10 protein-coding genes are annotated in these 12,242 nt (G+C 37.4%); 2 read left to right on the top strand and 8 right to left on the bottom strand.

The window, feature by feature from the left end; translation table 11 throughout:
- Positions 1-157 precede the first annotated feature (157 nt).
- Positions 158-358: a cold-shock protein gene (locus C1726_RS21125; RefSeq protein WP_053476600.1), complete on the bottom strand. Its 201-nt coding sequence runs from the start codon at positions 356-358 to the stop codon at positions 158-160.
- A gap of 1,069 nt (positions 359-1,427) precedes the next feature.
- Here C1726_RS21125 and C1726_RS21120 point away from each other — a divergent pair.
- Positions 1,428-2,222, top strand: coding sequence for a nucleotidyltransferase domain-containing protein (locus C1726_RS21120; protein WP_102274950.1), 795 nt, complete (start codon positions 1,428-1,430; stop codon positions 2,220-2,222).
- A gap of 180 nt (positions 2,223-2,402) precedes the next feature.
- Here the strand turns inward: C1726_RS21120 and C1726_RS21115 are convergent, their stop codons facing one another.
- The 5 genes from C1726_RS21115 to ku all read right to left on the bottom strand — a co-directional run bounded on the left by C1726_RS21115 (position 2,403) and on the right by ku (position 8,316).
- On the bottom strand, positions 2,403-4,067 hold the full coding sequence (locus tag C1726_RS21115; protein ID WP_102274949.1) for a glycerol-3-phosphate dehydrogenase/oxidase: 1,665 nt from the start codon (positions 4,065-4,067) through the stop codon (positions 2,403-2,405).
- 229 nt (positions 4,068-4,296) lie between these two features.
- On the bottom strand, positions 4,297-5,787 hold the full coding sequence (gene glpK, locus C1726_RS21110; RefSeq protein ID WP_102274948.1) for a glycerol kinase GlpK: 1,491 nt from the start codon (positions 5,785-5,787) through the stop codon (positions 4,297-4,299).
- Between the two features lie 34 nt (positions 5,788-5,821).
- Positions 5,822-6,646, bottom strand: a complete 825-nt coding sequence (locus tag C1726_RS21105; protein WP_102274947.1) for an MIP/aquaporin family protein — start codon at positions 6,644-6,646, stop codon at positions 5,822-5,824.
- Positions 6,647-6,814: 168 nt separating this feature from the next.
- A complete protein-coding gene (locus C1726_RS21100; protein ID WP_102274946.1) occupies positions 6,815-7,363 on the bottom strand; it encodes a glycerol-3-phosphate responsive antiterminator in 549 nt (182 codons plus the stop codon).
- Positions 7,364-7,485: 122 nt separating this feature from the next.
- Entirely contained in the window at positions 7,486-8,316 is an 831-nt protein-coding gene (gene ku / locus C1726_RS21095) for a non-homologous end joining protein Ku (protein WP_102274945.1), read from the bottom strand.
- Between the two features lie 145 nt (positions 8,317-8,461).
- On the opposite strand from ku, the gene C1726_RS21090 reads away from it, so the two are divergent.
- Complete coding sequence (locus C1726_RS21090) at positions 8,462-10,288, top strand: DNA ligase D (RefSeq protein WP_102274944.1); 1,827 nt, start codon at positions 8,462-8,464, stop codon at positions 10,286-10,288.
- Between the two features lie 38 nt (positions 10,289-10,326).
- Here the strand turns inward: C1726_RS21090 and C1726_RS21085 are convergent, their stop codons facing one another.
- Both C1726_RS21085 and ribH read right to left on the bottom strand, forming a co-directional pair.
- On the bottom strand, positions 10,327-11,571 hold the full coding sequence (locus tag C1726_RS21085; protein ID WP_102274943.1) for an EAL and HDOD domain-containing protein: 1,245 nt from the start codon (positions 11,569-11,571) through the stop codon (positions 10,327-10,329).
- A 183-nt stretch (positions 11,572-11,754) separates the two neighbouring features.
- Positions 11,755-12,225, bottom strand: coding sequence for a 6,7-dimethyl-8-ribityllumazine synthase (gene ribH / locus C1726_RS21080; RefSeq protein WP_102274942.1), 471 nt, complete (start codon positions 12,223-12,225; stop codon positions 11,755-11,757).
- Positions 12,226-12,242: the final 17 nt, after the last annotated feature.

Here is a 12,242-nt window from a genome sequence, read left to right as displayed (position 1 = left end):
AATTACAATTCCGAAAAAGCAAACTGTGATTGGATTCTCTTTTGAGGAATAAATGAAGAATACAAAGTGGAGAACTCGAACAAATGTATAAATGCCATTTTTTTAAACGTAAAAAAGTGATGCATGACTGACATGCATCACCTCATTTTAAAAATGATTATGCTTTTTCTACGTTAGCAGCTTGTGGTCCACGGTTACCTTCAACGATTTCGAAAGTTACAGCTTGACCTTCTTCTAAAGTTTTGAAGCCTTCAGATTGGATAGCTGAGAAATGTACGAATACATCTTGACCTTCTGAAGATTCGATGAAACCGAAACCTTTTTCTGCATTAAACCATTTTACTTTACCTGTGTTCATGAGATTACCTCCAAAAATGTGTTCACTATAAGTCTTTATTATATAAACTTAAACATAAAAAAGTCGCAGTACAATGAAATGGGGAATAAAAATCGCCTACATTTCATTGCAGCTACGACCACTTATCCATAAAATATATAACGAACTTTAGCGTTATCCTAATCATAAGGGCATACCCCTTATTTGTCAAATCTTTTTTATTTCATGACATCGAGTCATTCTATTCGATATATTCGAGATTTCATTTTCTTGTCAAGCGTAAGCGTCAAAATAATGTTCCGAAGACGTTTCGCAATTTCTTAAACCTAAAACAATGAAAGCCCTTCCTCTCTTCCATCCTTACGGCTCCTAGGCCGTGCCAGCGGGAATCAGGTATAACAAAAATATAAGGGAATTGTTCACTCTCTCGAGATTTTAAAGTTATGTGTAAAACTGAAGTGTAAAAAAGCGAGGTCCTCTCTGTTTTTCGAAAGGATCATTTAAGAAGAAATTCAACATGTTCTGTTGTCCACAAAATTATTCTTAATTCCTTACCTATAGCGCACTTAAATCTAAAAAGAGCCTAATTATACTTATCGATAAAAAACCAAAAGTCGTATTTCTGCAAAATGAAACGGCTAATGCGGTGACATTTTGTCTGAATTCACGACTTAGCTTTTACATCTCAAATACATCAGCATTCATTTTAGCAAAGATACTAATTTATGTCAACCTTTTACAATTATTATTATTTTTTCTGCATTCATACTCCCTTGATTACGTTAGCCTTGCATTAATATAGAAATTAAGGGGGAATTTCTGGAGGCACTGTAGAGCAGCCTCATGAAAAAAAAGAAAAGAATTAAAAATGGTAAACCGCTTTCGATCCTGCATAGCAAACATATATCCTTTTCTGAGAATCAGAAAACAAATAACTTAATGAAAAAACTTCCTCTAAAAACTAAAGGAAGTAGATTTTAACAATAAAAGGAGCAACAATCCCTGTCCCTTCTTCAATTTGGGGCAGGGATTTTATTTTTAATAAAGAACATACATAATTAAAGAAATCTATATAAATGGAGGATAAAACTTGGAAAAGCATATTCAGGAAGTATTAAAACAAATCGAGAATGATTACAACATAAAGATTCTTTACTCATGTGAATCTGGCAGTCGTGCATGGGGATTTCCTTCTAAGGACAGTGATTATGATGTCCGGTTTATTTATATTCATCAAAAAGATTGGTATCTTTCCATTGACCGAGGAAGAGATGTGATTGAGATACCGAAAAATGACCCAATCTCAATTCCAATGGATGAACTATTAGATGTGAGCGGATGGGAACTTACGAAAGCATTGAGACTGTTTAGAAAATCAAATCCACCACTAATGGAGTGGTTACATTCAAGCATAGAGTATCATGAAGCATTCTCAACAAAGGAAAAATTAAAAACCTTAGCAGAGAAGGTTTTCTCACCCGCATCTTGTTTATACCACTATCTAAATATGGCAAAAGGCAACTATCGAGAGTACCTGCAGGGTGAACATGTGAAAATAAAAAAATATTTTTACGTACTCCGCCCAATCTTAGCTGCCCAATGGATCGAAAAAAAATACACACTTCCTCCTATTGAGTTTCAAAGCTTAATTGAGGTGTTATTGCCTACCGGTGAGCTTAGAGAGGAAATCGATATTTTATTGAAAAGAAAAATGTCTGGCGACGAGTTAGATTTGGAACCTAGAATTGATCTAATCAATCTATTTTTAGATAAGGAAATCATTCGTTTAGAGGATTATGCAAGGAGTTTGAACGTACAAATTACAGATCCAACGCAACACTTGAATGAGATTTTCAGAGAAACTTTAAAGGAAGTATGGGGTTAAGTAAAAATAGAGCAACTGAGATTAAAGTTCCATTTATGTTCACTCTATAGTCCTCTTGGTTACCGTCATCACAATTTTTTCATGTTCTCGGGGATCATTTATAAAAAAATAAACCAGCCCCAATCGAAAACGATTGGGGCTGATTCACTCTTCTTAAATGTTCAATTCACTCAAAAAATATTATTGTAAATCAGATGGAACTGCAGCATCTTTTAAAGCCTGGTGCATCCCGGCTTCAAATTTTGCCCTTACATCCTGATTCCAATCAAAGTAGTCTGCCATATAATTAAGAACTTGTTCTTGATATGTTCTTACTGTTTCGATATCAAACAAGATCGCACCTGTTCTGCGATTAAAGAAGTCGATTGGCGTTGCAGCCATTTCATTTTCTAATGCATATTTTAATTTAACCAAAAGTCTAACAGGCATTTGATATTTTTCTGCTTCATTTTTGCCATGACCTTTTACCAATTTAAATAAATCAGGAACATTAGAACCGTACATAGCTGCAAGATGTGCCGCATCTTCTTTCGTTAAGCCTGCTGCAACGCCAGCTTCGATTTGCCCAGCTATAAATTCCTTAAATTTACTTGAGCCCCCCACTTCCCCGCCGGAAATTGGCAAATGCTTTGTTTGGCAGCTTGGGAAATTTCTATTTTGTTCTTCACTAAATTTTTTAACAAGAACATCAACAATCGTTTCCGCCATTTTTCGATAGCCTGTCAGTTTTCCTCCAGCAATGGTGATTAAACCAGTTTCAGATTCCCAAATTTCATCCTTACGGGATATTTCAGAAGGATCTTTTCCTTCTTCCCAAATAAGCGGACGAACACCTGCCCAGCTTGATTCTACGTCTGCCTCCGTAATTTTCACCTCCGGGAACATATAATTAATCGCTTGAATAATATACTCGCGGTCCTCAGCTGTCATGTGCGGGCTTACTGGATCATCTCCATAAAAAGTATCTGTTGTCCCTACATATGCTTTACCTTCTCTCGGAATGGCAAAAACCATTCGTTTATCTGGTGTATCAAAATAAACAGCTTGTTTTAATGGAAAACGGGATTGGTCAATCACTAAGTGAACCCCTTTTGTCAGCTGCAGTGTCTTTCCCTTTTTTGATCCATCTTTTTCTCGGATCGAATCCACCCATGGACCAGCAGCATTGACTATCTTCACTGCTTTAATTTCATATTTCTCACCAGTAAGCTGATCAGCAGCAAGAACACCAACTACTTTTCCATTTTCATATAGCAGCTGTTCAACCTTTGTATAATTTAGCGGTGTTGCCCCTTTGTCTGCTGCCGCTTTCATCACTTCGATTGTTAAACGGGCATCATCTGTACGGTATTCAACATAATAACCTCCGCCTTTAAGTCCATCCTTCTTAACTAAAGGCTCCTTATTAATTGTTTCCTGCACATTTAGCATCGTTCTGCGTTCTGCCTTTTTAACCCCGGCAAGAAAGTCGTATACTCTTAGACCGATGGAGGTGCTAAATTTCCCAAATGTGCCCCCTTTATGCATCGGCAGCAGCATCCACTCTGGTGTCGTTACATGGGGACCATTTTCATAAACAATCGCTCGTTCTTTGCCTACTTCGGCAACCATTTTCACTTCAAATTGTTTTAAGTAGCGAAGTCCGCCGTGAACGAGCTTTGTTGAGCGGCTTGAAGTTCCCGCTGCAAAATCCTGCATCTCTACAAGTGCAACGTTCATCCCCCTAGTAGATGCATCAAAAGCGATACCAGCGCCCGTAATCCCCCCGCCAATTACTAACACATCAAACGTTTCATTTTTTAGCTTATTTATCATTTCACTTCGATTATGATTTGAGAATTTCATTCCTATGTCCTCCCTTTATTAAAAGGTAATCAGTATAAGTTATTCCCGTTAATGAAAGCCCGCAACAATAAAGGTACATGCGGTCATGGTTTGCACTGGAGCAGAACACAAAAAAGAGACCACAAAATACATTATCGATAAACGATAATGATTTTGTGGTCTCTCCGGTTCTCCTGCCGAGCTATTAACTTATTTTCATTATAACATACATAACAATCAATGAAAACACTTATTTAAATGCCATTGCCGCATTCACAGCCTTCTTCCAGCCATTATATAGGTTTTCGCGGCTATCCTCATTCATGCTCGGTTCAAATGATTTGTCGATTGCCCATTGATTCGATATCTCATCTTCATTTTTCCAATAGCCAACCGCAAGTCCAGCTAAATAAGCTGCACCAAGAGCAGTTGTTTCATTAATTGTTGGTCTTTCAACTGGTACATTTAAAATATCACTTTGGAATTCCATGAGGAAGTCATTCTTTACAGCACCGCCATCAACTCGCAATGTCTTTAATTCAATGCCTGAATCTGCCTCCATTGCGGATAGTACATCTTTCGTTTGGTAGGCAAGCGATTCTAATGTAGCACGGATAAAATGCTCCTTAGATGTGCCTCGTGTTATTCCAAATACCGCACCTCTAACTTCGCTATCCCAGTAAGGGGTTCCGAGCCCGACAAATGCAGGAACAACATAAACACCTTCAGTTGAATTCACCCTTTTCGCATAGTCCTCACTGTCCTTTGCGTTTTGCAGCATCCTCATTCCATCACGCAGCCATTGAATGGCAGACCCTGCAACAAAAATACTTCCTTCCAGGGCATATTCCACTTTTCCATTCACTCCCCATGCAATGGTTGTTAGCAGGCCATTTTCAGAACGCACAGCCTTTTCACCCGTATTCATCAGCATGAAGCAGCCTGTACCATAAGTATTTTTCGCCATTCCTTTTTCAAAACATGCTTGTCCGAAAAGAGCTGCTTGCTGATCTCCTGCAGCACCCGCTATTGGAATTTCCTTGCCAAAGAAGTGATAGTCAACTGTATGACCGTAAATTTCTGAAGAAGGGCGTACTTCTGGAAGCATCGATACTGGAACACCTAAAATTTCCAGCAGCTCTTCATCCCATTTTAACTCATAAATGTTAAACATTAATGTTCGTGAAGCATTCGAATAATCAGTCACATGGGCTTTCCCGCCGGAAAGCTTCCAAATAAGCCAAGTATCGATAGTACCAAATAATAACTTCCCTTGCTCTGCTTTTTCTCTTGCCCCTTCCACATGGTCTAAGATCCATTTCACTTTTGTCCCAGAAAAATAAGCGTCAATTAATAGACCTGTTTTTGCACGGAATGTATCATCATAACCTTTTGCTTTCAAGTCTTCACATATTTCACTAGTCTGTCTCGATTGCCAAACAATCGCGTTGTAAATAGGCTTTCCTGTTTCTTTATCCCAGACAACCGCCGTTTCGCGCTGGTTTGTGATCCCGATCCCAGCAATTTGCTCTGGTTTGACTCCTGATTCTGAAAGCACCTCAGCAATAACTGAAAGAATAGAACCCCAGATTTCATTTGCATTATGCTCCACCCAGCCTGGCTTTGGGAAATATTGCGTGAACTCCCTCTGAGCTAGATGGGCAATCTCTCCTTTGTTATTAAAAAGAATCGCTCTTGAACTAGTAGTTCCTTGATCCAGTGATAGTATAAACTTTTCCATTTTCCTTCCCCCGTTCAATCTTAAATTCTTTCGATTATGCCGCAGCTTTAGAAGATTCTGTATTCATTTTCTCTTTTTTCCCCATAAGATAAACAATGATTAATATTATTATATTAACAGCTAGAACTGTCCATAACATATTTGAAAGTTTTCCCGTAAAGAAAATCTGATAGAAAATTGATCCAAGGGAACCTCCCATAATTGGTCCTAGAACTGGGATCCACGCATAGCCCCAGCCTGATTTCCCTTTTCCATGAATCGGAAGCACAAAATGTGCAATACGAGGGCCTAGATCACGAGCAGGATTGATTGCGTAGCCTGTCGTACCGCCAAGAGACATTCCGATCACTACAATCAATAGCCCCACTGCAATTGGATTTAAACCTTCTGAAAACTTATTTGCACCTATAAATAATAGACCGAGTACAAGGATAAAAGTCCCTATCACTTCACTTAATAGATTTGAAAAAGTATGAGGAATAGCAGGGCTTGTCGAAAAGACAGCCAATTTCGCACCCTCGTCATCTGTTGCCTTCCAGTGCGGCAGATAATGAAGGAATACGAGGACACCGCCTAAAAACCCTCCAATCATTTGTGCAATAATATATTCAGGCACATCTGCCCATGGAAAGTCCCCATTCAATGCTAGACCAATCGTAACAGCCGGATTCAAATGAGCGCCGCTTATCGAACCAACCGCAAACACGCCCATCGTTACTGCTAAACCCCAAGCAATTGTAATAACGACCCATCCTCCGTTAAAAGAAAATGTTTTCTTTAGATTCGCTCCGGCAACGACGCCTCCACCAAATAATATCAAAATCATCGTTCCGACAACTTCTCCCATAAAAGCCGACATCTCAAATCCCCTCTCTCATCCTAAAGGCAGAATTAGACGAAAAAAAAGAGACCCACGACAGAATACACCTTAATGAAGGCAAAACTGTGTGAATCTCCTAATCTCCGACACAAAAGAATTAACTTGTAAATTGAGTATACAACTCTATGAAAACGTTGTCAATTAGATTTAGTCGTAAAATATTTCCCATAAATCCATCTTTGAAGTCGTAATCGCTGAGGCTCCAGCCTTCAATGCATTTTCCACTTCTTCCTTCGAACGTATAAGACCGCCAGCCAAAATAGGCGTATTTAACCGCTGATTCACCTCTTCTATCATCCACGGCATCGCACCAGGCATAACTTCGATATAATCAGGCTTGGTCTTCTCTATTAGCTTATAGCTTTTTTCTAGCGCATGGGAATCAATCAGAAAAATCCTTTGAATCGCTATGACTCCCTTTTGCTTTGCTTTTAAAATGACACTAGATTTCGTTGAGATTAATCCAAACGGTTTATACTCTTGGCAAATATATTCAGTTGCATAATCATCACTTTTTATCCCGTGAATCATATCAACATGATAAATCATTTTTTTATTGCATGCTTTTGCCATTTGATTTACATTTTTTAGTTGGGCAATATGCATATCCAAAAAAACACCAATTTTATAGGGACTTTTTAAAAATTGCTCAAATTCCTTCATAGTTGTAGATGCAGGCAATATTTTTTGTTCCATTTTTTCAGCTCCAGTTTTTGACTATATCCCATATACTAGAAGGAAATAATAAATAACTCAATACAAATTGAAAGAAAGCCGATTTTTTTCTAATAAAATCGGCTTTTATATGATAAGAATATCTATGCTTCCTTTTTCACTTTGGATGAGGCACGTTTCTTTTTTGCCGCAGGCTTCTTCGGTTTCGTCTTATCAATCGATGCTTGAAGAGCTGCCATAAGGTCGGTCACATTTGCAGCAGGCGCTTTTTCAACCGGTGTGACAATTTCCTTCCCTGTACGTTTTGATTCAATCAGTTCAAGAAGCGCTGTCCGGTATTCATCCGTATATTTCTCTGGCTCAAAGTCTGTTGTTAATTGGTCGATTAACAAAATTGCCGTATCAATTTCCTTCTTAGTTACTTTATCTTCTGCTGGAACATTGGGAACATCACCTGCTTTTCGAACCTCATCAGGGTAATGAATCGTTTCCATTACGAGTGTCTTTTCATAAACACGGAGAACAGCTAGCTGCTCTTTAGAGCGAATAATAATTTTTGCTAATCCAACTTTCTCAGATTCCTCTAGTGCCTTTCGCAGCAAGGAGTAAGCCTTCCCCCCGCCATCACCAGGTGACATATAGTACGTACGATCATAATAAATCGGATCTATTTGTTCCATTTTTACAAAATCAATAATTTCAACCGCCTTATCTTCTTTCTCTTTTTTTAATTTTTCCAAATCCTCTTCATCAAGAACGACAAATTTCCCTTTTGTATATTCATATGCTTTAACAATTTCCTCTGTCTTAACCTCTACATCACAGACAGGACATACTTTCTCATATTTAATTGGTGAGTGACATTCTTTATGAAGATTTCTTAGCTTGATATCTTTATCTTCCGTTGCGGCATGGAGCTTAATCGGAATGTTGACAAGTCCAAAGCTAATACTGCCTTTCCATATTGTATGCATATTGAAGCTCCCATCTTTTTGTTCTTAATTTGTGTTACAAAGCATAACTCATACATTTAAAATGATGGAAAAAGAATCTTATCGATTAGTTTTTTTATAATTGGAAAAAATAGAAGATACGTATGCCATAAGGAGGTTTAAGCATATGAAGCCAATGCTGCCTAGCCTTTCCTTTGAAATTCCAAAAGGGAAAGAGTGGCTTTATGAAGTGAAGTATGATGGGTTTCGGGCGATTTTACATTGGGATGAAAATGAGATGACTCTTATGAGCAGAAACGGCAAATCACTATTAGAATTATTTCCAGAAATTCGATTATACCTTGAAACGACCAAGGAAAAAATTGCCCCTTTTCTGCCTCTCACATTCGATGGAGAATTGGTCTTTCTCGAAAATGCCTATAAGGCACATTTTGGCTCCATTCAAGTAAGAGGAAGAATGCGGTCAGAAAAAAGGATTGCAGAAAAAGCAAGTGCTTCCCCTTGCAGATTACTCATTTTTGATGTATTAGAACTAAGCGGGAGGACAGCAAAAAATGAGCCGTATCTTTCTAGGAAAGCACAATTGCACACATTTTTTGAACAATGTGAACTCCCCTTAAAACCAGATGAAAAAAGCACGATGCTCATTCAAATGCTTCCATATTATAAAAATTTTGCTGAGGTTTGGGAAAAGGTTACTCTTTATGATGGAGAAGGACTTGTAGCAAAACAGCAAGATAATAAATGGGAAGAGGGGAAAAGAACTTCTTTATGGATAAAGTATAAAAATTGGAAATACGCCACTTGCTTTATCACCTCATTTGAGAAATCAAATGGCTACTTTTATACTGGTGTTTACAAAAACCAGACAATTATTCCGATTGGTCAATTTATCTTTGGCATTAAGCCTGATGAGAAGAGAGCACTTGCCCAAATCATTAAAGAGAATAAGGCAGCTGAAGACAGTCAATTTATTTATGTAGAACCAGCCATTTGTGTAGAAATAAAATATTTAGAAATATATGATGAGCAGATGCGTGAACCACATTTCCATCAATTCAGATTTGATTTAAAACCAGATTTATGTACATATGATCAATTCATCCAAGGACAAAAAAACCTTCCAGTGGATGTAGAAATTACCCATCCAAATAAACCATTATGGGATGATCCTCCTATACAAAAAATTGATTTCATCCATTATTTAAGAGAGATTTCTCCATACATGCTTCCTTTTTTAAAAGATCGATTATTAACAGTCATCCGGTACCCTCACGGAATATTCGGAGAATCCTTTTATCAAAAGAGCTGTCCGGAATATGCACCCGAATATGTTGAATCAAAACGAGCAGATGGAATTAATTACATTGTTTGCAATCATTTAAAAACCTTGCTATGGCTTGGTAATCAGCTTGCTTTTGAATACCATATCCCTTTTCAAACAATACATAATCAAAAACCAAGTGAAATTGTATTTGACCTTGATCCTCCATCAAAAGAAGCATTCGGACTTGCAATTAAAGCAGCAAAATATATTAAAGAAATTCTCGATCAGCTTGAATTAATTGGTTTTGTTAAAACATCCGGAAATAAAGGACTGCAAATATATCTTCCTCTCCCGGAAAATACGTTTACATATGAAGAAACGAGATTATTCACATCCTTTATTGCGAATTACTTAGTTTCAAAAGAACCAGATTCTTTTACAATAGAACGGATGAAAAAAAATCGCGGCAATCGGCTTTATGTTGACTATATTCAACATGCAGAAGGGAAAACAATTATTGCTCCCTATTCAACAAGAGGAACAAAAGAAGCCACAGTTGCAGCTCCTCTTCATTGGGAGGAAGTGAATGATCATTTACAAATTACTGATTTTCAAATTCCTGCGATTATAAAAAGAATTAATCAACTCGGCGACCCTTTCCATCAATATTTTGCAGTGAAGGAAAAACAAAAGTTTCAGCCGGTACTAGATTTCTTAAAAAAATAGAGAAAGCCTGCCAGCATCAAATGGCAGGTCTTCTGCTGTTAAATCAATTGTTCTCCAAAACTGAGCTCATTCGCCCAGCTTAGCGATTCGGCGTATATTTTAAATAAATCTTTCTCATCAATTGTTAACTCTTTACATTTTTCACTAATTACCGCCCACTCTGCTTTTTCGACTGCGAGTACAAGATCTAGGACATCTTTCAGCTGATTATCTTTTCCCGTTAACGCCTCGCAAATTTCCTCCTCAAGTGGTAAATCCTTTAGAATCATATCCATAGGCATGCATAATAATGAATCTACCATTGAAAACATTCCCGTCATAAAATTACTTGGAGATGATGGACGATTCTGTCTAATTTTTTCAATTTCCTCACACATTCTTGCTCTTGTCAAGCTAATATGGATCATTTCTTGTGAAATCTCTCGCTTTCCTATCGATGATTCCCGAACAGCAAGTACATATATCCACTTTTGGAGCTCAATTAATCCCAGTAAGACAACAGCCTGACGGATCGAATTAATTTTTTGCTTCGGTCTAAAAGCTGGAGAATTAATTAACTTTAATAACTTATACGATAAAGAAATATCCCGTTCAATTAACTCGGTAATTCGGTCAATATTTGGTTCAGTCATCGATAAATTTTGAATCATTTCATAATACGAATGGAAATATGTCGGTACATCATGTGTCGATATTATTACGGGCTTTGCAAAGAAATACCCCTGAAAGTAATGATAGCCCCGTTTCTTTGCATCTTCAAACGCTTCTCTTGTTTCAACCTTTTCAGCGACCAGCTCAATATTTAAGTCTTTCGCAATCGCTTCGATCTTCTCTCTCATTTCAATGGGAGTGAATAAAAAATCTACTTTTAGAATATCCGCAAATTTTAAAAGATCATGAGTATATGGATTTAATTCATTCAATATAAAGTCATCCAATGCGATTCGATAGCCTTGTGCTTTTAAATCCATACATATTTCAATCAGCTCTGGACTAGGGATAACCGTTTCTAGAATTTCTACAATGATTTCACGCGGTCTAAAATAAGTTGGAAGACCTAACTTAAGCAAATTTTCTGTAAAATTAATGAAACAAGGTTTGCCGTTAGAAAGCTTATCAATCCCTATACTTAAAAAGCTATTTATAATAAGTTCAGTGGTTGCCTGGTCTCCATCTACTTCCGGGAAAGCATTCTCTTTTTTATCCTTTCGATAAAGAAGTTCATAACCAAACACTTCTTCTGTTAGATTAAAAATCGGCTGCCTTGCAACAAAAACTTCCATCATTTTACCTCCGACAAAAAATTAACAAATTTTACACTTTTTTCATTATATACGAAAACAAATATTTAAAAAGTCGAAATATGTTGATTACAAAAATATTCTCTCACATTTTAATTCTTCTGTCATCAAAATGGGGTACTGAATTCAACAGTACCCCATTACATTATTATTCTATGAGAATGTCTAGTTCATCAGCTGTTTGTATAAATTCCCCATCTCTATTGCTCCCACAGCAGAATCCCAGCCTTTATTGCCCGCTTTCGTTCCTGCACGTTCGATCGCCTGTTCAATTGTATCTGTTGTTAAAACGCCGAAAATAACTGGAATACCACTTTCCATCCCCGTGGACGCAACTCCCTTGGCAACCTCATTACTTACATAATCAAAATGAGGTGTTGCCCCACGAATCACAGTTCCTAGTGTAATGATTGCATCATATGCTCCTGATTGAGCAAGTTTCTTAGCTGCAAGCGGAATTTCAAATGCCCCTGGCACCCAAACAATCGTCACGTCTTCTTCTTTCACACCATGCCTTTTTAAGGCATCTTCTGCACCACTTAATAATTTCCCAGTAATAAATTCATTAAAACGGGAAACCACAATAGCCATTTTCAATCCTGTACCAACTAAATGGCCTTCAATTACCTTTTTCATAAAACATCTCTCCCTAA

The sequence above is a fragment of the Cytobacillus massiliigabonensis genome (assembly GCF_900199725.1).
Taxonomy (GTDB): domain Bacteria; phylum Bacillota; class Bacilli; order Bacillales; family Cytobacillaceae; genus Cytobacillus; species Cytobacillus massiliigabonensis.
The sequence above is the reverse complement of the archived record's forward strand: the minus strand, read 5'-3'. Positions and strand labels throughout refer to the sequence as shown.

Bases quoted from the DNA above. Each gene is read 5' to 3' on its own strand.
- C1726_RS21125 (WP_053476600.1), bottom strand. From the start codon at position 358: ATGAACACAGGTAAAGTAAAATGGTTTAATGCAGAAAAAGGTTTCGGT.
- C1726_RS21115 (WP_102274949.1), bottom strand. From the start codon at position 4,067: ATGAAATTCTCAAATCATAATCGAAGTGAAATGATAAATAAGCTAAAA.
- glpK (WP_102274948.1), bottom strand. From the start codon at position 5,787: ATGGAAAAGTTTATACTATCACTGGATCAAGGAACTACTAGTTCAAGA.
- C1726_RS21105 (WP_102274947.1), bottom strand. From the start codon at position 6,646: ATGTCGGCTTTTATGGGAGAAGTTGTCGGAACGATGATTTTGATATTA.
- C1726_RS21100 (WP_102274946.1), bottom strand. From the start codon at position 7,363: ATGGAACAAAAAATATTGCCTGCATCTACAACTATGAAGGAATTTGAG.
- ku (WP_102274945.1), bottom strand. From the start codon at position 8,316: ATGCATACAATATGGAAAGGCAGTATTAGCTTTGGACTTGTCAACATT.
- C1726_RS21090 (WP_102274944.1), top strand. From the start codon at position 8,462: ATGAAGCCAATGCTGCCTAGCCTTTCCTTTGAAATTCCAAAAGGGAAA.
- C1726_RS21085 (WP_102274943.1), bottom strand. From the start codon at position 11,571: ATGGAAGTTTTTGTTGCAAGGCAGCCGATTTTTAATCTAACAGAAGAA.
- ribH (WP_102274942.1), bottom strand. From the start codon at position 12,225: ATGAAAAAGGTAATTGAAGGCCATTTAGTTGGTACAGGATTGAAAATG.